The following is a 25735-nucleotide window of genomic DNA, read 5'->3' on the forward strand; positions in this document are numbered from 1 at the left end:
GCCCGTTGCCCGACGTACCTGATACAACCTGATCTATGAGTTTACGCGTTGACCACCTGACGAAGACCTACCAGAGTGCAGGTCAGACCCTGACCGTTCTACACGATGTTTCTTTTGACTTACAAGCCGGTGATAGCTTTGCCATTGTTGGCCCGAGTGGTAGCGGTAAAACCACACTGTTGGGCCTCTGTGCGGGGCTCGACCGCGCCTCGTCGGGCAGCGTGTGGCTGAATGGTGTACAGCTCGACAACCTGAACGAAGACCAGCGGGCGGCAGTACGCAACCAGCACGTTGGGTTTATCTTTCAGAACTTCCAGTTGTTGCCGACCCTGACGGCGCTCGAAAACGTGATGGTACCGCTCGAACTGCGGGGCACACGCGGCGCCGAGCGCATTGCCCGCGACTTGCTGGGCCGGGTTGGCCTGGCCGATCGCAGTCACCATTATCCGCTGCAACTGTCGGGCGGGGAGCAGCAGCGCGTGTCGCTGGCGCGGGCCTTCTCGAACCGCCCGGCTATTCTGTTCGCCGATGAGCCCACCGGTAACCTCGACGAAGACACCAGCATCACCGTCGAAAACCTGCTGTTCGACCTGAACCGCGAAGCCGGCACAACACTCGTTATCGTCACCCATGATCTGGAACTGGCCGCCAAAACCCAGCGCATGATCCGCATTCGGGGCGGGCATGTGGTAGAGGAAAGGGGGAATGGAGAAAAGGAGGAAGGAGGAAAGGGAGAAAGGAGGATGGAGAAAAGCTGAAACAGCCAACTCCCCCTCCTCCCTTTCTTCCTTCCCCCTTTCCTCCCCTTCTTTTATGAACTTCATCTTAAATACTGCCTGGCGTGATAGTCGGCGGAGCCGGTCGCGGCTATTGTTGTTTATGTCGGCCATTGTGCTGGGCATTGCCGCCCTGGTGGCCATTAACTCGTTTGGGGATAACCTGGCCCGAAGCATCGATGAACAGGCGCAGGAGTTACTGGGAGCCGACCTCACCGTAACGGCGTCAGCGGCACCATCACAGAAAACAAAAAACCTGTTGCAGGGGATTGGCAGTGAGCGAAGTAGCGAAACGGCCTTTGCCTCGATGGTACTCTTTCCGCGATCAGGCGGGGTTCGGCTGGCGCAGGTAAAAGCGCTGGAAGGGCGTTTTCCGTATTATGGCACGTGGGAAGTGCAGCCCGCTTCGGCCATTGCGCAGTTCCGGACGAATAGTGAACGGGTTGCCCTGGTCGATGATGCGTTGCTCGTGCAGTTCGGTGCCAACGTGGGCGACTCGGTACGAGTGGGTGAGGTAACGTTTCGGGTGGCCGGGCGCGTGCTGAAAACGCCCGGCGCTACGGCGGCTACGGCAGCGGTGGCCCCTACGGTGTTTGTGCCGGCAACGTACCTGAACCAGACCGGACTAGTGCAGAAAGGCAGCCGTGTCAACTACAAATACTATTACAAGTTCGCAAAAACCACCGACGTACCTGCGCTGGTGAAACGCCTCGAACCCACCCTTGACAAAGCCGGACTGAGCAGCGACACCGTCGAAAACCGCAAACGCCAGACGGGCCGCGCCTTCGCCGATCTTACCCGCTTTCTGAACCTGGTCTCGTTCGTGGCGCTGCTGTTGGGTTGTGTGGGGGTGGCTAGCGCGGTGCAACTCTATGTAAAAGAGAAGATTACGTCGGTAGCGATCCTGCGCACGCTGGGTGCCAGTGGCTGGCAGGCGTTCCTGATCTTTCTGGTGCAAACCGCTGTTATGGGTCTGGGCGGTGCCATTCTGGGTGCCGCGCTGGGGTCATTGCTGCAATGGGTGATGCCGCTTGTCTTTGGCTCGTTCCTACCCGTTGAAGTAAGCGTTGCCATTTCGTGGCCGGCCATCGGGCAGGGCATCATCACCGGTTTGCTGATCGCCCTGTTGTTCGCTGCCCTGCCGCTGTTGTTGATTCGGAAAATATCCCCCCTGCGTACGCTGCGCGCCTCACTGGAAGCCGACGTGTCGGGGCGTGATCCATTGCGATGGGTCGTTTTTGGCCTGATTGCCCTGTTTGTGTTTGGCTTCGCTTACTGGCAAACCCGCGACTGGAAATTAGCGGGTGGTTTCACCGCCGGTATGGCCGTGAGTTTTCTGGTGCTGACGGGTATGGGTCTGGCGCTGATGGCCGTGGTTCGCCGATTCTTCCCGCGTTCATGGAGCTTTGTGTGGCGACAGAGCCTGGCGAATCTCTATCGTCCCCAAAACCAGACGCTGATTCTGCTGGTATCCATTGGCTTAGGTGCGTTCCTGATCACGACGCTGTATCTGACGCAAACCCTGTTGCTGGGTCGAGTGCAATTCTCGGCGAGCGGGCAGCAACCCAATATGGTGCTGTTCGATATTCAGCGGGAGCAAACAACGGGCGTACGCGACCTGGTGAAGCAATCGGGACTACCCGTGATGCAGCAGGTGCCCATCGTGACCATGCGCCTCGAAAGCATCAAAGGGCGGGGTATGGCGGCCATTCGAAAGGATACCTCGCTGCATATTCCTGAGTGGGCGCTGAACCGCGAATACCGCGTTACCTACCGTGACTCGCTGATCTCGTCGGAAAAACTCAGTTCAGGCAAAGCGCCTATGATGGTCGATGGCGTTCCGGCTGTTTCATTTGAAGATGATTTCATGAAACGTCTGCACCTGAAAGTAGGCGATAAACTGACCTTCAATGTACAGGGTGCACCCATCGAAACCACCGTCGGCGGCACCCGGACGGTAGACTGGAACCGGGTTCAGACCAACTTCCTGGTTGTGTTTCCCAATGGCGTACTGGAGCAGGCACCGCAGTTCAGCGTGCTGATGACCCGCGTACCCAACACCGCAACATCGGCCACGTTTCAGCGCGCACTGGTCACCAAATTCCCCAACGTATCGGCTATCGACCTCGGCCTGATCCTGAAGACGCTGGACGATATTCTGAGCAAAATCTCGTTTGTGATCCGGTTCATGGCCCTGTTCAGCATCCTGACGGGTCTGTTGGTCCTGAGTAGTTCGGTGGTGATCAGCAAGTACCAGCGCATGCAGGAGAGCGTATTGCTGCGGACACTCGGTGCCAGCCGCAGCCAGATTCTGCGCATCACCCTGGTTGAATACAGTTTACTGGGGCTGCTGGCATCGCTATCCGGCATCATCTTATCGGTGCTGGGTACGTGGGTGCTGGCCAAATACGTGTTCGAGATGCCTTATGTGCCCAGCGTTTGGCCGTTACTGGCTGTCGTTGGCACCGTTACCGGCCTGACCATGCTCATTGGTCTGTTCAACAGCCGCGATGTAGTGAGCCGTCCGCCGCTTGAGGTATTACGGAGTGAATAAGAAGAGTCTGAACCTTTGTTGCTTCGCGAGTTGTGCCCTCCGACAGGCTCGCGAAGCAACACACTAAAGGCTTGAAATGCCGTAAATCATGAACATACTCAACGACCGCCAGCCAGTGCCCATTTATTCGTTAGAACCAGACGAGGCAACAGCGAACAAACAGTTTAAAGTTTATCAGTATGAAGGCGATCTGCCCAATCAGGCAGAACTGCTCATTCCGCATCGAAAAGATCATTACCTGTTTGTTTTTATCCGGCGGGCTGGCACCCGTCAGTGGATAGACATGACGCCTTATGTGCTGCAAGACAATACCATTTACTTTTCAGCTCCCGGCGATCTTATTGTGAAAGAAGAGTTCAGGCAGCTATGGAGCACGGGCATTGCGTTCACGAAAGAGTTTCTGGCCGTTCAGGAAAACGCAGCGTTAAGCAAACTTCCCATCATTCAAAACCCGCATCGCGGCCATGAATTACGGCTTTCGATGGTCGACATTGATTTTGTCGAGGATATGCTGGGAAAGATAGCAACGGAGTATCGCCGCCCCAACGAATGGCAACAGCGCATGCTGACGGCCTACCTGACGGTGCTGCTGACGTACCTGAGCCGACTGTACACGGAGCAGTTTGACAACAAACCGTTATCGACGGATAAGCTTCTGTTAACCAGCTATCAGGCTAAGATTGACGAACATTTTCGGGCTCTGCACCAGGTGAGTGAGTATGCGTCATTGCTCAACGTGTCGGCCGGATATCTGAGCGAGGTGGTGAAAGCCCAGAGTGGTAAATCGGCCATGACGCACATTCATGAGCGCCTGGTGCTGGAAGCCCGGCGGTTGCTGTTTCATACCCAACAGCCGTTGAAGGAAATTGCCTTTGACCTTGGCTTTTCTGACGCGTCCTACTTCAATCGCTTCTTTAAGCGCGAAACCGGCATAACACCCGCAGAGTATCGGGCCTCGATCCGCGAAATGTACCAGTAGTGCCGTAAAATGTGTCTCAACAACTGGATTGAGGCGCGGTAGTTTTGCCTTCATAAACTAGCTGACACATGAAAACAGTATTGATTACAGGAGCCAACAAGAGCATTGGCTTTGAAACCGCCCGGCAATTAGTGCAACAGGGATACTTTGTTTATCTGGGTAGCCGTGATGAGCAGAAAGGGCAGCAGGCAGCCGACCAGCTAAAAGCCGAAGGCTTTACCGACATTGAGCCGATCGTGATAGACGTAGATAATCCGGCCTCGATAAAGGCGGCGCGCGAAACGCTTGGGCAGAAAACCGCTGTGCTCGACGTGCTGATCAACAACGCCGGTATCAGTGGCGGCGGTCCGCCACAACCGGCGGTAAGCACTGCCAGCAGTGTGGCAAAGCAGGTGTTCGAAACCAATTTTTTCGGCGTCATTGATGTAACGCAGGCCTTCCTGGATTTACTGAAGCAATCGCCGGAGCCCAGGATCGTTAACGTTACCTCGGGGCTGGGGTCACTAACCTTGCATAGCGATCCTGCCTGGAAATATTACGCAGTAAAGCCGGTCTTTTATGTAGCGTCTAAAGCAGCCCTCAACGCCTACACTATCGTGCTGGCTCATGAGCTGCGTGATACACCGTTTAAAGTGAATGCCGTTGACCCGGGCTACACCGCCACCGATTTTAATGGTCACTCCGGCCCCGGAAGTGTGCCCGATGCCGCTGCCAGAGTTGTCAAAGCAGCCCTATTGGGTCCCGATGGACCAACAGGCCAGTTCTATAGTGATGACAATGCGCCCGAGACGGGTATTAGTCCGTGGTGATTTGTGGCCGTGAAACCCGCTGACTACTCCCAAAGCTTATTTAGTGTACAGGTTATAACTGAAGTTTGTGCGATTGGGGCCGAGTGAACAAAGGCGGTTTGTATATTGCTGACGCGAGGGAGACCGGTCTGCCAGACCGGAAGAGCTTGCCGCACCGGCGGGCCGGTCTCTCACAAATCAACAGCATCTATGCCATCCTATTCGTTTACCAATAAGCGAACTAACCTGTACATTTTCCTGAGTGCGGTCTTTCTGGTCAATGCCATCATTGCCGAAATTATAGGCGTCAAGATATTTTCGGGCGAAACCACACTTGGGTTAAAACCCGCCCAGATTCACCTGTTTGGCGACTTTATCCTGGATTTTAACCTCACCGCCGGGGCTGTTATCTGGCCATTTGTCTTTATCACGTCCGATATTATCAATGAATATTTCGGCAAGGCGGGCGTTCGGCGTATCTCGTTCCTGACGGCCGGCTTCGTGGCCTACAGCTTCCTGATTATCTATGCCGTAACGACCCTGCCGCCTGCCCAGTTCTGGCTCGACGTGAACGCGAAGGATGGCGCGGGCAATCCGATCAATATCAACAACGCCTTTCAGATGATTTTCCGTCAGGGCTTGGGCATTATCATCGGTTCGCTCACGGCTTTCCTGATCGGGCAGATTCTCGACGCGTCGGTGTTTCAGTACCTGCGTGGCATTACAGGCAGCAAAAAGATCTGGCTGCGGGCCACGGGTTCAACGCTGGTATCGCAGCTGATCGATTCGTTCGTGGTGCTGGGCATCGCGTTCTATGTGTTCGGCAACTGGTCTATTGCGCAGGTGATCGCCGTTGGTATCATCAACTACCTCTACAAAGCCACGACGGCTATTCTGCTCACGCCGCTGCTGTACCTGGCTCATAATATGATTGATAAGTATCTGGGTAAGGAACACGCCGAGGAGTTGGCCAACGAATCGTCTATGAGCTCATTCATGTAGGTACGTTACCAAACGTAGAAACCGAACCCTCGAATTTAACAACTCCGTAACGTACCTGACATGCAGTTTGCGTAGGTTTGGGCTCGGTTGATCCTGACTCGATCGAGCAGCCTTTCCTTACCATGAACGCTTATAAACTCGTCGTTTTCGACATGGCTGGTACCACCGTGACCGACCAGCATGAAGTAGAACAGTGCTTTGCCCAAGCCGCTTCTCAAACCGGATTGACGGTTAGTGCCGAGCGTATTCTGGCCATGCAGGGCCTTTCCAAACGCCACGTGTTTGAAACACTCTGGGGTGAACTGCTTGGCCCCGACAGCAACCAACTCAAAACGCACGTCGACGTTTCGTACCAGCGGTTTACGGAAGTGCTGGAAAATCATTACCTGACCCACGATATTACGCCCACTGCCGGCTGTCTGGAAACCTTCGCTTTCCTGCGTGAACAAGGCATTGCCATTGCATTGACGACGGGTTTCTACCGGAAAGTGACGGATATTATTCTGGGTAAACTCGGCTGGCTGGATGGCCTTGACGCCAGGTACGTTGGCACGCCACAAACGATTATTCAGGCGTCGATTGCGTCGGACGAAGTGCCGCACGGCCGCCCCGCACCGCTAATGATTCAGAAAGCCATGCAACTGCTGGGCGTCACAGATTTGAAAGCGGTGGTCAACATTGGCGACACCCCTTCTGATTTGCTGAGTGGTCAGGCTGCGGGTGTAGGCCTGAACCTCGGCGTTACCAACGGCACCCATTCCATCGATCAACTCATCACGTACCCGCACGACCGTCTCATTGGCTCACTGGCGGAGTTGCCTTCTCTACTGAACAATGTATGATGTAGAATCGGTCCGCCGACTTTACATCATACATTGTTGATTATTCCTCCCTAACCCTTCACCATTTATGGCTTTCTACGACCTCATCATCATTGGTGCCGGTGCGCTGGGTACGTTCCACGCGTATCATGCGGCGCGGGCAGGAAAACGGGTGCTGCTGCTCGACAAAGACAATCGCCCCCAAAGCGCAACCGTCCGGAATTTCGGGCAGGTAGTGCCATCCGGATTGTCGGGACGGTGGTTCGAGTACGGGCGGCGCAGTCTGGACATCTACCGCGAGATTCAGGCCGAGCACGACATTACGGTTCGACAAAATGGCTCGGTGTATATCGCTTCGGACAACGATGAATGGATGCTGGCGCATGAACTGTATGACCGCCGACGAGCCGACAATTACCCCTGCGAACTGCTGTCGAAAGCGCAGACGCTGGATCGCTACCCGATGTTACAGCCTGACTATGTGCGCGGGGCACTGCTGTTTCCCGATGAAGTGAGTGTAGAACCCGACCGGATGATCCACCAGTTGATTAAGTACGTTCAGACGAAGTACGGCGTAACGTACCTGGCCAACGCTGCCGTGACGGATTGCCAGTCGAACTACAACGGCGCTATTATTACGCTGGCCGACAAAACGCGGTATCAGGCGCAACAGGTACTGATCTGTAGCGGTAGTGAGTTTCGGATGCTCTTTCCGGAAATTTTCGCTGAAAGTGGTTTGGTCGTCAGTAAGTTACAGATGCTGCAAACTGTTCCGATGCCGCAGGTAGCCATGCCCGGCAACATCCTGACCGGCCTGACCATTCGCCGCTACGAGGCCTTTGTCGAATGTCCATCGTTCGCCGGTACCCAAACGCCGACGCATCTTGCCGAACTGAAAAAATGGGGAATTCACGTGCTGTTTAAACAGGCGGCCGACGGTTCCATGATCATCGGTGATTCGCACGAATATGCCCCCGCCACGCAGGTCGATGATCTGGGTTTCGATACGCACGACGCCATCGACGACCTGATTCTGGCCGAAGCCCGCCGCATCGTCACCTTCCCGGTTGATCGGATCAACCGACGGTGGGCCGGTTTCTACGCCCAAACGCCCGACGAGATTTTCGAGCATTCCGTCAACGACTATATCCACATCATTACCGGCATTGGCGGAAAAGGCATGTCCTCCAGCGCTGGCTACGCCGAGCAATCGGTAAAGCGGTTTGGGGTGTAAAGTTTATTGTGCGAGTTGCTTCGCGCTGTAGGCCCTGAGCCTGTCGGGGACGCCTAGTCGAAGGACCTACAGCGCGAAGCAACATACAATAGCACCTCGCTACACACTAATCGCGACCTGCCTTTCTTTACCCATCCGCCAGAAAGCGCGGTACGAAATGGCCATTAGCAGCGCATAGGTGATGGACAGCGCGTAGGCGCCGTAGATGAAAAAGTCGAGATAGCTGACGTTGCTCTGCCCGAAATTTTTGTAGAGCAGCACACCTACACTGCCCAGATAGCCATAGAAATCGGCGAGGGTCACGATGAAACCAACCGTGCTGACGTACCTGAACGAGGCCACAAACCGCTCGAAAAAAAGGCCGTTGCAGGGCACGTAGGCTCCATACAGCCCCAATCCCATCAGCGTGTACCAGATACCCGGCGACAGCATACCCTGCTGAAACAGCCACGTACTTAACCCGATCATGGCCACCGAGCCAATCATGACTACGTTGATGAGCTGAAAGGCGCGGGTATTATCGCGGACAAGCTGAATGCTGCCCATCAGGAGCAGAATACCCAGCGCAACGATGGTTTCGGTCTGTGCAAATACGGCCGGATCGGTAATACCCAGCGACTTGATGATCTCTGGCCCGAAATTGTCGCGGAAGTCGCGGAAGGCCGTCAGCAGCACGTAGGAAACGATGAACGGAATCAGTCCGGTCGAGAATGTACGTAGAAAGGTATTTCGTTCGTCGGCGTCCATCGGTTGCCGGGTGGTGCGCAGGGCCCGGTCTTCGGCAGTCGGCGGCGGCAGTAATGATAGCGCGTAGAGCGACACCAGCATGGGCAGTACGAACAGCAAACCCGTAACGAACGGCAGCCAGTATTCTGTAACGCCCCAGTCGCGACGAAGGGTAAGCGCCACCGTTTTCACGAAGCCTGACGCGAAAATGAACGAAGCCGTAAGTCCCGCTACGAGCGCGTCGGTCTGGCGTCGCCCTTCCAGAAAGCCAATCACCGTGCCGTAGACCATACCCAATGGCAGGCCGTTCAGGAAAAGGAAAACGATGTTCCAGGGGGCGGGCACCACCGCAAAACCCAGCAGGGCGAGCAGGGCAAAGGCCACGAAGCTCAAAATACTGACGACCCGCCGTGCCGGGGTCATTTCAGAAACCACTTTCACGCCAATGCGCTTCGACATGGCATAGCCGAACACCTGCGCAATCACCAGCCAGCTTTTGTAGCTGATGCCGGCGTAGGCCATACCCTCGAACGACACCGCCGTTATACCCTTCCGAAAGGCATACATGCAGGTATAGGTGCAAAAAGCAACCACAGACCCAAAAACAACGAAGGCTGCCGGATGCCGAAGAAAAGCGGGTGATCTCATGGAAGAAAAAAACAGTTTACAGTTTGCTGTTTGCAGGTTTCTGTTGCGTTGCTAATGTACAATAACGTGACCTGGCAGCGCAACAGAAGACTGCAAACAGCAAACTGTAAACTGTTTCTATAAAACACTCTTCAACGCAGCGTCTTCGATAAACGGCTGGTTGCGAACGCGTTTGCCGGTGGCTTTGAAAATAGCGTTGGCAACGGCGGCACCAGCGGGCGGGAGCGACGGTTCGCCGAGGCCCGTTGGGTCGAAGCCATTATCAACGAAATGGACCTCTACGTCGGGAATCTCGTTCAGGCGAATCATCCGGTAGTTGCTGAAGTTGCTTTGCTCGGGTATCCCGTCTTTGAATGTCATGTTGCCATACATGGCGTGCCCAATGCCGTCGACGATACAGCCCGTCACCTGCTGCCGCGACCCGCTCTGGTTGATGACAATGCCACAGTCGGCCACGGCGACTACTTTCTGCACCACGGGCTTATCTTTCTGCATCACCACTTCGCCCACCTGCGCCACATACGACCGGTGCGAGAAATAGACGCTGAACCCCTGCGACACAGGGCGCCCATCGGCTCCTTTCTTCGTGCCCCAGCCCGACTTCTCAACGGCCATGTTGATCACGGCTTTCATCCGGTCGATGTCGTATTTAACGGCGCCGGCGGGTTTGGTTTTGGCTTTATCGAGCAGGTCGAGGCGGAACTGAACGGGGTCTTTACCAGCCGCCTGCGCTACTTCGTCGAGAAACGACTGTTCGGCGAAGGCCAGGAAGTTGGTAATGGGCGCGCGCCACGGTCCTGTGGTAATCGCTGATTTATGGTCGATGCTGTCGATGAGCAGGTTATCAACGGCTCCGGCGGGGAAGTTGTCTTCCCGCGTTGAGCTGCCTGCGTTGATGCTCGCACCACGTAGCTTGTAGCCAATCATGTTACCCTGTGCATCCAGCGCGGCTTCGAACCGGTACCGTACGGCTGGCCGGTAACTACCGCCCGTCATATCGTCTTCGCGGGTCCAGATCACTTTCACTGGTGCATTCACCCGTTTCGATACCTGAACGGCTTCAATGGCATAATCCGCTTTGAGTCGCCGACCGAAACCGCCGCCCATGCGCGTCAGTTGCACCGTTACTTTATCGGGCGACAGGCCAAGCAGTTTGGCGGCTTCGTTACGAGCCAGTTCGGGTGTTTGGGTGGGGCCAACCAGTTCCGCCCCGTCGGGGCGGACGTGGGCGAAGAAGTTCATCGGCTCCATCGGGTTGTGCGGCAGAAAGGGACACTGGTATTCGGCCGTCACTACCTTCGCGGCCCCTTTAAAGGCCGTGTCAACATCGCCGTCTTTCCGGCGGACGGTGGCCTTATCGGATTTCAATAGCTCACCAAAAATCCGGTTATGGTCATCGGTACTTTCAGTGGCGTCGGTTTTTGTCCAGTCGATCTTCAGCGCCTCTTTCGCTTTCCGAACCTGCCAGGTCGATTTACCCACAATCGCCACGTTGTTATCAAACGTCAGTACATCAACAATACCCGGCATTGCTTTGATGGCCGCTTCGTTGAACGACTTCAACGTATAGCCAAAAGCGGGGCGCTGAAGCATGGCGAAGAGCATGCCTTCGCGGTAAAAATCAAGGCCAAACAGCGGCTTCCCCGTGATAATACCCGCATTATCGACGTTTTTGACCGACTGCCCGATCAGCTTGAAATCTTTCCTGTCTTTGAGTTTAACGTCTGCTGGAACAGGGAGCTGCGCGGCCTCGGTAGCCAGTTCGCCGTAGCTGAGTTGCCGGTTGCTGGCGGTGTGCCTGACAAAACCAGTCCCAGTTGTACACTCGGTGACAGGTACGTTCCAGCGCTTGGCGGCGGCTTCCATCAGCATCTGCCGGGCCGTAGCGCCTGCCTTGCGGAGGCGCGTCCAGGAGTGGGGAATCGAGCCACTACCGCCGGCCACCTGCCGTTCAAATTTCTTCGTGTCGAGCGGTGCCTGCTCAACAATCACATTCTTCCAGTCAACGTCTAATTCTTCGGCAACGACGATCGGAAATGCCGTTTTGATACCCTGACCCACTTCGGGGTTTGGCGACATGATCGTTATGATTCCCTGCGGATTGATGGACAGGTAGCTGTTGAAACCAACTCCCGGCACCGCACCAGGTACGTTGCCAGCCAGCGATAGATCAGTAGTTGCAGCATCTACTGCGGTAGCCGCATTGGCCTCAAACCAGTTAAAACCGAGAAATAAACCACCCCCGGCTGCGGCGGCTACTTTCAGGAAGTTCCGGCGGCTTGCGTTCGATAAAGTCTGCATGGCTATTTCGTTTTGGTAGACCCTTTAGCGGTTGATGCTGTAGCGTTTGACGCCATTTTCACGGCTTCCCGGATACGGTGATAAGTGCCGCACCGGCAAATGTTGCCGCTCATGGCTTCATCGATCTGGGCAGTGGTGGGCTTGGGCGTTTTCTTCAGGAAAGCCGCTGCCGTCATGATCTGCCCCGCCTGGCAATAGCCACACTGCGGTACGTCGACCGCGTCCCAGGCTTTTTGCACCGGGTGGGTTCCCGTAGCCGACAGCCCTTCGATCGTGGTTATTTTAGCCTTGCCGATCGTCGAAACGGGCAGTACACAGGCGCGGGTTGCTTCGCCGTTGAGGTGAACGGTACAGGCACCACATTGAGCAATGCCGCAGCCATATTTTGTGCCAACCAGACCCAGATTGTCGCGTAGAACCCACAAGAGCGGGGTATCAGGATCGACATCGGCGCGGTAGGTTTGGCCGTTGATTTGAAGGGAATAGAGTGCCATTTGTCGGGATGAAGTAAAGGAGCGAACCAATTTACGAAGAAACCAGCATGTGTTTAGCTGAGCCGCTCTTAAACTTCCGTTTCTTTGCCGGAAGCGGCCATTAGCCACCTGTTAACGTACCTGACCTATACCTGAAAGCCTTATGAACGTACCTGATAACGCTCTTAAACTGACCGTCGACGCCGTTGTGTTTGGCTACCGGGATGGGCAGCTGTTCGTGGCGCTTATCAACCGGAAATACCCGCCCTATGAAGGGCAGTGGGCCTTGCCGGGCGGCTTTGTATTGCCCGATGAAAACCTGGAAACGGCTGTTCAGCGGGAATTGCATGAAGAAACCGGCATTCAGCTACGTTTTCTGGAACAGCTTTTTACGTTTGGTGAGGTGCAGCGCGACCCCCGGCAGCGTGTCGTAAGCGTGGCCTACATGGGACTGGTGCGCCCGACCGATTTTGATATCAAGGCCAGTACCGACGCTCAGGAGGTTGACTGGTTCCCGATAGACGAGCTCCCCGCGTTGGCCTTCGACCACGCCAGTATGTTGGAAATGGCCCTGAAACGCCTTCGTGGAAAGCTGACTTACGAGCCTATCGGCCTGAATTTGTTAGACGAAAAATTTCCCTTTGGTGATCTGGAACGCCTGTATGCGACCATACTGAACAAACCCTTCGACCGCCGGAATTTCCGTAAGAAGTTTCTCAGCTTCGGTATCCTGACTGAATTACCCGAAAAAAGCGCGCTGGAAAAAGGCCGACCTGCCACCTTGTACTCATTTGATCGCCACCGATACGAACTGGCTAGGCAGGAAGGCATTCTGTTTGATATCAAGTGAGACAATTACCGGCTAGTTGTGTTTGTGTAAATAGTACGCAAAATACTTTGTGATTGAAAACAAATGAATTACGTTTGCGTAGAATTTACACAAAAAGGATATGCTCGCGTTACACCTGTCACCCGGATTTTCGCCAACCGACGCCACGCCCATTGCCTTCACCGCGTTCACATTCAGTGGAGGTGAGCCACATATTAAGCTTGATCTGCCGGTTGCTGGCAACGTACCTGAGCCGGTTCTGATTTCCCAACGGGTAACAACCGCCGCTGATTTTATGCAGCTACTACTGGCAACCGATGCGCTTCGGCGGGCGGGGTATAAGCAATTGTTGCTGATGCTGCCCTATTTTCCGGCAGCCCGGCAAGACCGGCTGATGGTTCCGGGCGAGCCCCTGAGCGTTCGGGTATATGCTGATCTGATCAACGCCCAGCACTACGAACAGGTGTATGTGTATGACCCACATTCAGACGTTACGCCCGCTTTACTGAACAATAGTCAGGTTATTGGTAATCAGACGTTTGTTGGGGAGGTCTTGGCGCGTTTCGCCCCGGAAAAACTTTGTTTGGTTTCGCCCGATGCGGGGGCGCTGAAGAAAATTCATAAACTGGCTGCTGCACTGGGTGGCGTGCCCGTAGTGGTATGCGATAAGGAACGCGACGTCAGAACGGGGACGCTGACTGGCTTCCGGGTATTTGCCGACGACCTGACTGGGCGGCAATGCCTGATCGTAGATGATATCTGCGATGGGGGAGGAACCTTCGTCGGGTTGGCCGCTGAGCTTCGGAAACTAAATCCAGAGCGGGTTTCGCTGGCAGTGTCGCACGGCATTTTTAGTAAAGGTCTCGCCCCGCTGACCAATACGCTAGACCATGTGTATGCCACCGATAGCTTCTCGACGCTGCCCGATACCGATACGTTTACACAACTTGCCCTGAAAAACCTGATCACGCTTTAATCATCTATAGCCATGAGAACCAACCCGTTAACACTCATTGATTTTTATAAAGCTGACCATCGCCGCCAATATCCCGATGGGACAGAATTAGTGTACAGCAACCTGACGCCCCGCAGCAGTCGTGTGGCGGGTACCGATGAGGTGGTGTTCTTCGGCCTTCAGTATTTCGTGCAGGAATACCTGATCGATCAGTGGAACGACGGTTTCTTTCGTCGACCAAAGGCGGAAGTGCTGGCTCAGTACCAACGCCGGATGGATACATCGCTGGGGCAGGGTGCCATTGATGTAGCACATATCGGCGCTCTGCATGATTTGGGTTATTTGCCGCTGGAAATAAAAGCCGTAGCCGAAGGAACGCGCGTTCCGCTGAAAGTGGCGATGCTGACAATGAAGAACACTAAACCCGAATTCTTCTGGCTCACCAACTACCTTGAAACGCTGATATCGTGTGTGCTCTGGAAACCATGTACCTCCGCCACCACCGCCCTGACCTACCGCCGCGTGTTCGATCAGTACGCCGATGAAACAGTTGGTAATCGCGACTTCGTAAGCTGGCAGGGGCACGACTTTTCCATGCGCGGCATGTCGGGTGTTGAAGATGCCATCATGAGTGGGGCGGGTCACCTGCTCAGCTTCACCGGCACGGATTCTGTACCGGCCATCGATTTCCTGGAAGCGTATTACGATGCCAACGCCGACCTCGAACTGGTTGGCGGATCGGTGCCGGCCACCGAGCACAGCGTCATGTGTATGGGGTTGAAAGACAGCGAAATTGACACATTCCGTCGGCTGATCACCACCGTCTATCCGGCGGGCGTGGTTTCGATCGTTTCCGACACCTGGGATTTCTGGCGGGTCATTACCGAGTTCCTGCCTCAGTTGAAAGCGGATATTCTGGCCCGGAACGGTAAGGTTGTCATTCGGCCCGATTCGGGTGATCCGGTTAAAATTATCTGTGGCGATCCAGACGCCGAGCCCGGTAGTCCGGCGTTTAAAGGGGCAATCGAGTGCATGTGGGAAACGTTTGGCGGCACAATCACCGGGAAAGGCTACAAACTGCTCGACGGCCACATTGGCCTGATCTACGGCGATAGTATCACCATCGAGCGGCAAGGGCTCATCCTGGAACAGCTGAAACAGAAAGGCTTTGCCTCGTTCAACGTGGTGCTGGGCATTGGCTCGTTCACCTACGAATACGTTACCCGCGATACGTTCGGGTTTGCTGTCAAGGCTACTTACGGGCAGGTTAACGGCGAAGGGCGCGATATCTTTAAAGATCCTAAAACAGACAACGGCACCAAGAAATCGGCCAAAGGGTTGCTGTGTGTCACGGAAGAGAATGGCCGATTGGTGATGCAAGACCAACGTACCTGGGCCGAAGAACAAACCGGTCTGCTACAAACCGTCTTTCTCGACGGACAATTAGTACGCAAACAAACACTGGCTCAGATCAGGGAACAACTGCACAAAAACATATGATGTATACTCTCAATTGGTTGCTTGCTGAGCAAGTTTTGAAGAAACCGCTCAAGTACCTTCTTTTCTGGGGACACCAACCCGAACGGGATGGAAGTGTCGGGAAAGGTTGCTTCAGCCAGTGGTGGCCGTCGACGTTTACGGTTGATGGAATCGATTACGCCACGGCTGAACACTGGATGATGGCTGAAAAAGCGCGCTTGTTCAGCGATGAGGTTACTCGCGACCGAATTCTGATGGCCAAAACACCGGGAGAAGCCAAGAAACTGGGTCGGCAGGTACGTGGTTTCGACGCCCATACATGGCAATCGGCCTGTATTGACCTCGTATGGAAAGGCACGAACTTACTTGGCTTCGCCTTGATGACCGTCCGCGATCAGTTGAGTAGTCAGCCTGTTGCTAGTTAGCTAGGTTTTCTCGATGTTGCCTGGGAACGTGTTAAACGTTGCGTGACAGAAAATACGTTAGGTCGGGCGTGGGCAATCCGGGAATCTTGGCTTGTTCGTCCCAAAGCCGCAGTTGGATAATCTCCTTGAAATAAGGGTGTAGCGCAAACGTGCTGACTTCCAGCGGATTCATGGGGCCGCCCTGCATAAGCAATGTCTGAACACTGGCTTCCGACAGTCGGGCCGCATACGCCTGGTCAGTGGCAACCAGATACCGTTTTGCGTTGACGTGGTTTTCAATCAGTTGAGCCATTTTCTCTGGAAAACCCTGTTCGCGCAGGAAATCGGCACCCAGTTGTTCATGATCAACCCGTCCGTATTCGTCCATGTGGTCGGCGGCATTGTCTGATGGCAGCAGGTGGCCAATATCATGAAGCAGAGCGGCAAGCACAACCGCCTTGTCGGCCTTGGCTTCTTCGGCCAGTTGAGCGCATTGGAGTGCGTGTTCCAGCTGAGAAACGGGTTCGCCATAGTAGGCGTCTTGTCCGCGTTGGGCAAAGAGCTCAACAAGTATCGGGTAGGAGGGAGAAGGCATAATAAAGCAGGTTAATACAAACTGAATCAGCGGTTGGCGCCCGTACTGGTGCCGATGGCCGCACCAACCGGGTGGTCGGCTTTGAAATCGAACCCCAGCAGGCGGGCAATGGTGGCGGCTATCTGACTCTGAAAGAGCAACGGCCCATCTTTCTGCTCGCCTGCTGGCTGAATACCGGTGCCTAATGCCGCTAGCCAAATCTGGTACGAATCGGGTGTTTTGGTGCCGTGGTCTTTCCAGCGGGCTTTGGGTGTATGGCCCCGGCCATGATCGGTGGTGATAAGGAGGGCCGTTTTACCGGCATATTGTGGCATCGACTGAATCAACTGCCATAGGTTGCCCAGGTACGTATCAATCGACTGTACCATGCGCAGATGATCCAAGTAGCGCCCGGCGTGGGCGAGATCGTCGGTTTCGTCGAATGAGAGAAAGAGAACGCGGGGCTGTTTCTGCTTAACATACTGGCGGGCCGAGAAATAGGTCAGGAAATCGGCCCGAACACCATTGCCAAACTCGCGGGGATACAGTGCCGTGAGGTCGCTCAGGAGCGAATCGGTGGCCGTGACGGGGTTGCCTGGTTCATTGGCCGAACTGGCATAGATGCCGCTCCGCTTTTCGTTGACCGCCGCTTCAATGACGTCCCATGATGAGAACACCGCCACTTTTCCGGCAAAGCCCGGCTGCTGGTTCAGAAACTCCAGCACCGTCACGTTGGGATTGTCGATCTTATCGTTTGATTTGATCCGGTCATCGGCGTAGCCACTCAGGATTTCATTGTAGCCCGGATAGCTGAACCAGTGCGGATTTGATACGTTCATGCGATTCCCTTGCTGGCGGTTTCCGTACAACTGCCCCTGCTGGCCGATGGTGTTCCATAGAAAAGGAAGAAGCCGTTTCCGTCGCTCAATAGCGCTGCCTGCCCAGAACTGGCTGCGGGCACTGGCCGTATCGCGGCTATATGCCGGATCGAACAGCAGCGTGGAGTCGGCTCCGTTGAAAACCTCCTGCCAGCGCACGCCATCGAGCGTGACAAGAATGAGGTTTTGGGCCGGTTGTGCAGCAGCAGCGGTGCAGACGAACAGGCTGGCAATGAGAATGTAAAGGCGCATGGATACAGAAAGCCCTGCAAAACGAAGCCGTTTTACAGGGCCCAACTAAGTGAGTTATTGTAAAAGCCACATGGTAGCGTTTATATCATCATTTCCACCGAATTGGCTGGTGAGCGAGGCCTTCAGGTTGTCGCCATTAGTGGTTCGCTCGTTCGAGGGGTACAGCCACCGTTTCGGAATCCGGGTGCTGTTGCCGGTGCCCACGCCCGTCAGGAAGGCAGGTACGCCCGTGCGGCGCTGGTTATAGAAAGCTTCGAGCCCCGAATTCTGGAAAAAGGCGATGTATTTCTGCGTCAGGATCTGGTTCAGTCCCGTGGCGTTATTGCCTGCGTATTTCACCGAAGCCTGCGCCAGGTAATCGCTCAGGCTCACCTTTATCGTGTAATTATCGAAATTAAAAATGCCGCCATCGCGCGAGAACGTCACCGTGTTGTCGCCGTCTTTCAGGCCATAAAAGCCCATCGAGGCAGCAATACCCTGCTGATAATACGTATCGGCGTTGGCCGAGGCCCAGCCCCGGTTGATGCCTTCGGCCAGGTTGAACATCAACTCAGGATAACCGATAATAAAGACAGGCTCGCCCAGGTACGTTGTGTAATAGTGCTTCCGGTTCTGGAACGAGTACTCGCCCTTCAGTGCTTTCGTCGACATGTCCTGCAAATCTTCGCCCGATGAAGCCCCCGCAAACGCGGCGAAGTCAGTAGGCTTCAGGCCCGTGGCCAGCTTTGCCGCTGCTGGCTCGGCCACCACAAATAGGCGCGGGTCTTTACGGTCAGCCAGCAGGTCGATGTAGGTTTTGGCCATGTTTTCGCGCGTGGCATTTTGCCCGAAATTATCCTGGTTGCGCGGATACTTGTTCTGGGTGCTGTTATGGATGTATTGCAGGTTATCGCTCATACCCGTCATTAATGGGTACTTGGCCGGGTTACCAACTATGTCGGCAAATTTCTGCTTGATGGCCAGATCCGGGTCTGCTTCTTTTTTGCTCAGGCTGATCAGCACCCGAATACGGTAGGTGTTGATGACTTTCTGCCACTGACGCAGGTTGTTACCCAGGTAAAAGTCGCCGGCCAGTGTGTTATCACCTCTGGCAATGATCGTGGCCATGTCGGTATTGGCATCATCCAGCCACTTCAGGATCTGGATATATACGGACTTCTGCGAGTCGTATTTGGGCGTCAGGTTGGCCTGATCCTTCAGGGCGTCGGTCAGGGGTACGTCGCCCACACGACGGGTCATGTTTTCGTAGAAATAGGCCCGGAAGAATTTGCCCAGTGCCGAGTACGGATTCACATCGGCAGCGCCTGCCCGTTTGGCTTCGGCTTCCATCTTTACCACGTCTTTCAGTGTAAAGAAATTCAGGTTCGTGGTGGTCCAGGCGTATTCGTTCGTTGCGTAGTAGTTGTAGTTCGAGCAATAAAACTGGTTGTAACGCTGCTCGCTCCCCCAGGGTGAATACGTAACGCCCGAAAAACCCGATGGACTATTCTGGCTGTCGTACATGTCGTTCAGAATACCCTTCAGAACCAGCGAGGCAGGGGCGTTAACGGCCCGGTTCGGGTCTTTTTCGAGTTCGTTAAACGGCTTTTCGCAGGCCGATACCAGCAGCGCAATAGCGAAAATAAGGAGGAGGAAATGATACGGTTTCATTATGTTGGGAGGTTTGGCCCCACCCCCGGCCCCTCCCCTGTATTTCAGGGGAGGGGAGTTGTACGCTGGAGTAGCTTCGCCAATCAGCAGAGCATTATCCCCCTCCCCTTGGTTAAGGGGAGAGGCTAGGGGTGGGGTATGTTTTAAAACGTCAGGTTAATATTTACACCGTAGCGACGGGTGGTAGGGGTCTGCAGGTCAGACCGGCCGCCACTTGTAAACTGATCCATGTCGATGTCTGTCCGGGCGGCGAAGTAGAGCAGATTTCGGCCCACAAACGAGATCGACGCCTGTCTGATACCCAGTCGGCTGATGGCTTTCTGGGGCAGGTTGTAGCCAACGACCACTTCGCGCAGTTTGGCAAACGAACGGCTGATGATGTTGCCGCCATCGAAGCCGTAGCGCCTGGCAATGTAATCTTGCAGAAACGCCTTGGTAGTATTGGGGGTGAACTGCAATTCAGCGTAATTCGTAACGTTACCGTCTGTATCGTAGTTGATGCTGGCTCCGTTGCTCACCTGAACGCCTTCACCCACATAGGACTTGATACCTTTGGTATCGTTCAGGCGGGCAATGCCCATCTCGCCCTGAACGGTGTTGATGATCCGGCCACCGGCGTAAGACTTCTGCTGAACATAGTCGGAAATAACACCGCCAACACGACCGTCGAACTGGAAGCTGAAGGTGACATCTTTGTAGCTGAAGCGGTTGTTCAGGCCCCACACCCAATCAGGATTGATGTTGCCAACATACTGCGCCACAGGCGTACGCAATGGCCGGCCGCCCGCGTCGTTGATGATCTGGCCATCGGGGGCGCGCACGAACGTGGTCGTATAGTATTTATCAGTACGGTCACCGACTTTGAAAAAGGTATTCAGCGCCGTTACGCCCGGATAGAACTCCTTAAAGGCTTCCTTATAGGTCGACCAGTTGGCCAGCACGCTCCAGTTCAGCCCGGTCGGGTTGGTCAGCACTTTACCGGTCAACGATAGTTCAACGCCTGTTTTCTGCGTTTTGATGCCATTGACAAGCAGCGATGAATAACCCGTTGTTTCTGAGATTGGCAGGTTGAAAATCCGCGGGCCGTCGTCGCTGATGAAATAGGCGGCGTCGAAGGCGAGACGGTTGTTCAGAAAACGGGCGTCTACCCCGGCTTCAACCTGCGACGTGCTGTTGGGCTTGATGTTCGGGTTGTTCAGCGCGTTGGTGTAGTAGGCCGTTGAGGTGTTACTTACCGTCAACGGTGTGCTATAAACGGCTGAGTTCTGGTAAGTTGGCCCGTCATACGATGAGGCATATTGCTGGCCGTAGCCCAGCGACCAGTTCGGTACGCCAATGGTTGGGGCAGTTAGGCCGTCTTTCACGTTGGCATACGATGCCCGCAGTTTCAGGAACGAGATCGCCCTGGGCAACGCCACATAATCGGATACGACCGTGCTCAGGGCCGCCGATGGGTAGAAGAACGTGTTGTTGCCGGCAGGCAGGGTCGACAGTTTATCCATCCGGCCTGTTGTTGACAGCGTCACGACATCGCTGAACGTGAAGTCAGCCGAGTAATAGGCCGACAGCACACGCATGTCGGCGGTGAAGTTCGAGGCAATGACCGGGTTGAGCGAGTTGGCGAAGTTATACACGCCAGGTACGTTCAGGTAGTTGGTCGAGGTGTAGTTCGAATTGTAATTGTACACCCGCATATTGCCCCCGGCCACGGCATTCACGTTCAGCCGCGAATTGATCCGCTTGTTGTATTTCAGCAATAAATCGGTGTTGCTGTCGATCAGGTTGCGGCGGTCTTCGCGGTAATCGCCTTTCCCTTCCTCGCGACCATAGGTAGTAGCTGAATAAGGCAGTTTCTCGGTCCGGAGCAGATTCCAGGTCGACACCTGGGTACGTAGTGTCAGGTCGAGGCCATCGGCAATGGTATACTTAAGTGATGTTTGGCCAACGATGTCGGTTTTGTAATGACCACGCAGCCACTCTTTAGCCGTGAACCAGGGGTTGTTGTACCGCTGATATTCGGCATAGATCTGCTGCGTACCTTCTTTGCCCGGTTGCCAGTAATTTTTTAGCTGGTCAACGTCCCAGTCGGCACCACCCCAGAGAACGATGTTGTAGATCATCGAGTTAGGTCCATAATCCACGTCGGGAATATTGGGCGTATACTGGCGGTTCACCTGAATGTCGCCTTCAAACCGTAACCGATTCGTGAAATTATAGCCCGTGTTGATCTTAAACGTGGTGCTGTTTAGCTGCGTGTTGGGCACCAGCCCGCGCTGGTAGTTGTGCGATACCGAAAACCGCAGGTCATATTTTTCGCCTGATGCTGATACGGCAATGTTGTTGGTCGACAGAATGCCGGCTTGCAGGAACCGCTTGAGGTTATCTTTACCGCGTGCTACCCAGGGCGTACCTACCCGTTTGCCGGTCACCGGGTCAACCGGGCTGTCATACTGCGGAATCAGCTGGCCTTCAAAACGGGGGCCCCAGATATCGTAGTCGCCGTCATTTTTTCCACCGCCTTTACCGTCAACGAACTCATAGACGCCGTGATCGCCGGGACCGTATTCATCCTGCACGTTCGGAATGGCCAGAAAGCCATTGTCGACCATCTGGCTGGTGTTCACCTCAACGGCAAAGCCACGCTTGTCTTTGGTGCCGCGCTTCGTGGTGATCAGAATGGCCCCGTTCTTTCCCCGGAAACCGTACAGCGCAGAGGCCGATGCACCTTTCAGTACCGAATAGGTCTCGATGTCGTCGGCGCTGATGTTCCAGGTATCTGAATTGATGGGTACGCCATCGACCACGAAGAGAACATCCGTATTACCCCGCAACACAATGTTTGGTCGACGAAGCAGTTCGGCTGACGCCCCGATGGTCAGGCCCGCCACCTTCCCAACCAGCGAATTGACCGCGTTGGGTTCACGAGCCTTGACGAGTTGTGCGCCATCCACCGACTGAATAGACACGCCGATGTTGCGAACGTCTTTCTTGATACCAAGGGCCGTTATGACCACTTCGTTAAGCGTTGATGCTGCCGCCTTCAACGACACATCGATGGACGAGCGGTTGCCAGCGGCCACTTCCTGCGTTTCGAAGCCAATAAACGAGAACGTCAGCGTCTGGTTCTGGCCAGGTACGTTTAGCGTATACGTGCCGTCGGCGCGGGTGGTTGTGCCAACGGTTGTTCCTTTAATGACGATAGAGACGCCCGGCATAACCTGTTGATCATCAGCAGAAGTAACTTTGCCGGTAACGGTAGTCTGCGCCAGCAGAGAGCCCGCTAGCAAGAGAAGCAAACAGCAACTCAGCAGGGGCCTGACCAGCAAATGAAGTATACGTACATTCATGACGATAGGGATATGGTTGATTGACCACAAAACTATCGGGAGGCTATTGCGTGAGTATTTTCAGGCTGTTATCAAACCGTGTCGTTACAGACCGTTTACTGAAAATCGGTTAATAATTTCCTAATGATACAGCTGAATGATGTGGCGCTACCCCGAACACAGCCAGGTTAACACGTGTTGCTGGTACGATGACGTACCCAGCTTATACTGATATTTCGCTCGCTGAACTGGCAGAGCTACGCCAGCAGCCCAACGCGGTAGTTGTTGATGTGCGCGACGACTGGGAATTCGATGAATTCAACGTGGGTGGTGTGAACGTACCTCTGGCCGACATACGTACCCGCCGGGCCGAGTTACTCCCTTTCGATCCTGTTATCGTGCTGTGCACCAACGGCGTACGTAGCCGCGTGGCTGCTAAAGACCTATTACGTCAGCCCGAATTTGCGCAAAAAACGATCTATCATCTGCACGGTGGACTGGTGGAAAGCGAATAAAAAAAAGGAGTTTACTGTTGCGCTGCTGACCTATCGTTACGTGCCTCTGCAGCGCAACAGTAAACAGAAAACTCCTTCTATGTGACGATCACGAACTTGGATTTTGCGGCCTGTTTTTCTTCGTGGGGAATGTAGAACTGCATCAGCTCGTGCACGTTCAGGCGGATGTTTGTTGCTATCTGGTTCAGGGGGAGGTTATTGCGCTCTATGCCAAACGGATTTTGAATCTCTTCACCGATCAGTTCCAGACCTACCAGGATATACGATACGGCCACAACGGCGGGAATGGTCAGGTAGCCATATTCATCAATAATGATGAAAGGCATGACGAAAATGTACATCAGGATAAACACCTTGATGAAAAAGCTGTATGAAAACGGAATGGGTGTGCTTTTGATGCGTTCGCAGATACCGGCTACGTCCAGAAAGACGAGCAACATGGTGCTCAGGTTGATCAAGTGCGCATCCGTGAACAGTCCTTCGCGGTACAGGCGTTCCGTGCGAACCTGAAGCTGGGCAACAACGCCGTTGGGTACGTGGTCATAGTGCGTCAGCTCACTTAGCTCACCGATACCAGCCGCTTCCAGGCCATCTGATTTGATGTCGTTTCGGAGGTGATTTTCCAGCGAAAAGGCGAAATTGGCGATCATCTTCGTGTAGAAGAGTCGATCTTCCGTGCGCTCCGTGGGAATAACTGCATTCAGGTAAGCAGCCAGATTGCGGCTGTTATTGACCAACGTCCCCCAGGCTTTGCGTCCCTCATAGAATCGATCGTAGGCGGTATTGGTCCTGAAAAGGAGCAGCAGGCTAAGCAGAATACCCATCGTCGACAGGAATTCGGTGGGTGTGTCCTTCAGTCGCAGGTCAACGACCCATAGTTCCAGAAAGGTGACCCCCGTTACGTAGAGGGCTACCCAGAATAGACGTCTGAAAAGCGAAAAGGCGGTTGGGCTGGCATGGAAGTGCCAGATGGCCGGAAACCAGTCATTTTTACTGTATGTAATCATTTTTTTAGTTTACTGTTTACCGTTTACTGTTTTCTGTTGCTTCGCTACATCAGCGTAACATGCCTAAGCAACGCAACAGAAGACTGTAAACGGTAAACAGTAAACTGATTAAAGAGTTATGTTGCCGCCGAATACGCGTTGCGCGGGTCCTATGAGATAAATGTCCGTGAACGAGCCGTCGGGCTGAGGCATGAAAGCCACCCGCAGGTTCCCGCCGATCGTACGAATAGAAATCGGGCTGGTTAGTTGGTGTTGCTGATAAGCGACCAGTGCTGCCGCCGTTACACCCGTGCCGCAGGAATAGGTTTCGTCTTCAACGCCCCGCTCGTAGGTACGTACAAACAGGCCGTTTTCCTTTACCCGCTCCGTAAAGTTCACGTTGGTGCCACCCGGCGCAAAAGCCGAATCATTGCGTAGCTGCCGGCCCTCGTTTACGACATCATAGGCCGATAGGCCATCAAGGAATTTGACAACATGTGGCGAGCCTGTATTAAGAAACGTATAGCCAGTCTGATGAACCATTCCGGGTACGTCGCTCATCTTCAGGCGAACTTCTTCGCCGTCAACTTCGGCCAGATGTTCCCCATCAACGGCCAGGAACCGGGTGTGCGTTTTGAAAATGCCCAAGTCATGCGCGAAGCGAACGATACACCGACCTCCGTTTCCACACATGCTGCCTTCGGCCCCGTCGGCATTGAAATAAACCATCCGGAAGTCATAGTCTGAGTGGCTCTGAAGCAGGATGAGCCCGTCTGCGCCAATGCCGAAGCGGCGGTGGCAAAGTTGGGCTACCAGCGACTGGTTGTGCGTAGGAAACGTGTTGTTACGGTCGTCGATTAAAATAAAATCATTGCCGGTTCCCTGGTATTTGGCGAAGAGCATAGGTAATAGTTTACTGTTTAGAGTTTGCCCGCACCGGCGGACTGGTTTACTGTTGCGTTGCTGGCCTGTCGTTACGTGCCTTAGCAGCGCAACAGTAAACCGGTCCGCCGGTGCGGGCAAACTCTAAACAGTAAACTCCTTTTAGTTCAGGCTAAACAAAGAAAGGTTGCCCATGAGCAACCTTTCTTTGTTTAGCCTGAACTAAAAATGTTATGCGGCAGCTACTGGGGCTGGTTTCCGGATAATCCGCTCTTTTACACGTGCGGCTTTGCCCTGACGACCACGGAGGTAGAACAACCGGGCGCGGCGTACTTTGCCCAGACGGACTACCTCGACTTTATCGACGTTTGGCGACAGCACTGGGAAGATACGCTCAACACCCACACCATTCGAAATTTTGCGAACCGTGAAGGTTTCGCCGTTGGTGTTTGGGTTGCGACGCTGAATAACCGTACCGGTGAAAACCTGGATACGCTCTTTGCTACCTTCGCGAATCTTAACGTGTACGTTTACCGTGTCGCCGGCGCGAAACACGGGGATGTCGGCACGCCGTTGGGCGTTGTCGGCTTCCACTAATTTAATCAGCTCACTCATGACCGTATTGTATATCGTCAGGATATTTTTTCAAAATCGAGCCGCAAAGATAGTACTTAATTCGTTGTAAGAAAATAGTTTTGCTGAA

Annotated in this window: 22 protein-coding genes; 12 read left to right on the forward strand and 10 right to left on the reverse strand. The window is 54.3% G+C overall.

Annotated elements, in window-relative coordinates; translation table 11 throughout:
- The first annotated feature begins 35 nt into the window (after positions 1-35).
- From J2I46_RS08175 to J2I46_RS08205, 7 genes are all read left to right on the forward strand, one after another.
- Entirely contained in the window at positions 36-758 is a 723-nt protein-coding gene (locus J2I46_RS08175) for an ABC transporter ATP-binding protein (protein WP_207328514.1), read from the forward strand.
- 55 nt (positions 759-813) lie between these two features.
- Complete coding sequence (locus J2I46_RS08180) at positions 814-3330, forward strand: ABC transporter permease (RefSeq protein ID WP_207328515.1); 2517 nt, start codon at positions 814-816, stop codon at positions 3328-3330.
- Between the two features lie 88 nt (positions 3331-3418).
- Complete coding sequence (locus J2I46_RS08185) at positions 3419-4309, forward strand: helix-turn-helix domain-containing protein (protein ID WP_207328516.1); 891 nt, start codon at positions 3419-3421, stop codon at positions 4307-4309.
- A 68-nt stretch (positions 4310-4377) separates the two neighbouring features.
- On the forward strand, positions 4378-5118 hold the full coding sequence (locus J2I46_RS08190; RefSeq protein ID WP_207328517.1) for an SDR family oxidoreductase: 741 nt from the start codon (positions 4378-4380) through the stop codon (positions 5116-5118).
- 189 nt (positions 5119-5307) lie between these two features.
- A complete protein-coding gene (locus J2I46_RS08195; protein ID WP_207328518.1) occupies positions 5308-6099 on the forward strand; it encodes a queuosine precursor transporter in 792 nt (263 codons plus the stop codon).
- Positions 6100-6221: 122 nt separating this feature from the next.
- Complete coding sequence (locus J2I46_RS08200; protein ID WP_207328519.1) at positions 6222-6941, forward strand: HAD family hydrolase; 720 nt, start codon at positions 6222-6224, stop codon at positions 6939-6941.
- 67 nt (positions 6942-7008) lie between these two features.
- Positions 7009-8154, forward strand: a complete 1146-nt coding sequence (locus J2I46_RS08205) for a TIGR03364 family FAD-dependent oxidoreductase (protein WP_207328520.1) — start codon at positions 7009-7011, stop codon at positions 8152-8154.
- Between the two features lie 99 nt (positions 8155-8253).
- Here the strand turns inward: J2I46_RS08205 and J2I46_RS08210 are convergent, their stop codons facing one another.
- The 3 genes from J2I46_RS08210 to J2I46_RS08220 form a co-directional block, all read right to left on the reverse strand.
- On the reverse strand, positions 8254-9528 hold the full coding sequence (locus J2I46_RS08210) for a DUF5690 family protein (RefSeq protein WP_207328521.1): 1275 nt from the start codon (positions 9526-9528) through the stop codon (positions 8254-8256).
- A gap of 117 nt (positions 9529-9645) precedes the next feature.
- Positions 9646-11829, reverse strand: coding sequence for a xanthine dehydrogenase family protein molybdopterin-binding subunit (locus J2I46_RS08215; RefSeq protein ID WP_207328522.1), 2184 nt, complete (start codon positions 11827-11829; stop codon positions 9646-9648).
- A 2-nt stretch (positions 11830-11831) separates the two neighbouring features.
- Positions 11832-12323 (reverse strand): (2Fe-2S)-binding protein, encoded by a 492-nt coding sequence (locus J2I46_RS08220; protein WP_207328523.1) that lies wholly within the window; start codon positions 12321-12323, stop codon positions 11832-11834.
- Positions 12324-12465: 142 nt separating this feature from the next.
- Here J2I46_RS08220 and J2I46_RS08225 point away from each other — a divergent pair, with 142 nt between their 5' ends.
- The 4 genes from J2I46_RS08225 (at position 12466) to ybiA (ending at position 15990) form a co-directional block, all read left to right on the forward strand.
- Positions 12466-13152, forward strand: coding sequence for an NUDIX hydrolase (locus J2I46_RS08225; protein WP_207328524.1), 687 nt, complete (start codon positions 12466-12468; stop codon positions 13150-13152).
- Between the two features lie 100 nt (positions 13153-13252).
- Positions 13253-14107 carry a ribose-phosphate diphosphokinase gene (gene prs, locus J2I46_RS08230; protein ID WP_207328525.1) on the forward strand — a complete coding sequence of 285 codons (855 nt, stop codon included), beginning with the start codon at positions 13253-13255 and terminating at the stop codon, positions 14105-14107.
- Positions 14108-14119: 12 nt separating this feature from the next.
- Positions 14120-15586, forward strand: coding sequence for a nicotinate phosphoribosyltransferase (locus tag J2I46_RS08235; RefSeq protein ID WP_207328526.1), 1467 nt, complete (start codon positions 14120-14122; stop codon positions 15584-15586).
- The gene (ybiA, locus tag J2I46_RS08240; protein ID WP_207328527.1) at positions 15583-15990 is read left to right on the forward strand and encodes a riboflavin biosynthesis intermediates N-glycosidase; all 408 of its coding nucleotides are present in this window, start codon (positions 15583-15585) and stop codon (positions 15988-15990) included. The genes J2I46_RS08235 and ybiA overlap by 4 nt, the downstream gene beginning before the upstream one ends.
- 31 nt (positions 15991-16021) lie before the next feature.
- Here the strand turns inward: ybiA and J2I46_RS08245 are convergent, their stop codons facing one another.
- From J2I46_RS08245 to J2I46_RS08260, 4 genes are all read right to left on the reverse strand, one after another.
- Positions 16022-16564, reverse strand: coding sequence for an HD domain-containing protein (locus tag J2I46_RS08245; RefSeq protein WP_207328528.1), 543 nt, complete (start codon positions 16562-16564; stop codon positions 16022-16024).
- A gap of 26 nt (positions 16565-16590) precedes the next feature.
- A complete protein-coding gene (locus J2I46_RS08250; protein ID WP_207328529.1) occupies positions 16591-17673 on the reverse strand; it encodes an alkaline phosphatase family protein in 1083 nt (360 codons plus the stop codon).
- 54 nt (positions 17674-17727) lie between these two features.
- Entirely contained in the window at positions 17728-19323 is a 1596-nt protein-coding gene (locus J2I46_RS08255) for a SusD/RagB family nutrient-binding outer membrane lipoprotein (protein WP_207328530.1), read from the reverse strand.
- Between the two features lie 143 nt (positions 19324-19466).
- Positions 19467-22670 carry a SusC/RagA family TonB-linked outer membrane protein gene (locus tag J2I46_RS08260; protein WP_207328531.1) on the reverse strand — a complete coding sequence of 1068 codons (3204 nt, stop codon included), beginning with the start codon at positions 22668-22670 and terminating at the stop codon, positions 19467-19469.
- A gap of 188 nt (positions 22671-22858) precedes the next feature.
- Here J2I46_RS08260 and J2I46_RS08265 point away from each other — a divergent pair, with 188 nt between their 5' ends.
- The gene (locus J2I46_RS08265; protein ID WP_207328532.1) at positions 22859-23164 is read left to right on the forward strand and encodes a rhodanese-like domain-containing protein; all 306 of its coding nucleotides are present in this window, start codon (positions 22859-22861) and stop codon (positions 23162-23164) included.
- A gap of 77 nt (positions 23165-23241) precedes the next feature.
- Here J2I46_RS08265 and J2I46_RS08270 read toward each other — a convergent pair whose 3' ends face one another.
- The 3 genes from J2I46_RS08270 to rplS form a co-directional block, all read right to left on the reverse strand.
- Entirely contained in the window at positions 23242-24171 is a 930-nt protein-coding gene (locus tag J2I46_RS08270; RefSeq protein ID WP_207328533.1) for a bestrophin family protein, read from the reverse strand.
- Positions 24172-24279: 108 nt separating this feature from the next.
- Positions 24280-25053, reverse strand: coding sequence for a diaminopimelate epimerase (gene dapF, locus J2I46_RS08275; RefSeq protein WP_207328534.1), 774 nt, complete (start codon positions 25051-25053; stop codon positions 24280-24282).
- Between the two features lie 210 nt (positions 25054-25263).
- Entirely contained in the window at positions 25264-25647 is a 384-nt protein-coding gene (gene rplS / locus J2I46_RS08280) for a 50S ribosomal protein L19 (RefSeq protein WP_085410548.1), read from the reverse strand.
- Between the last annotated feature and the right edge of the window lie 88 nt (positions 25648-25735).

Source organism: Fibrella forsythiae, assembly GCF_017353175.1.
Classification (GTDB): Bacteria; Bacteroidota; Bacteroidia; order Cytophagales; family Spirosomataceae; genus Fibrella; species Fibrella forsythiae.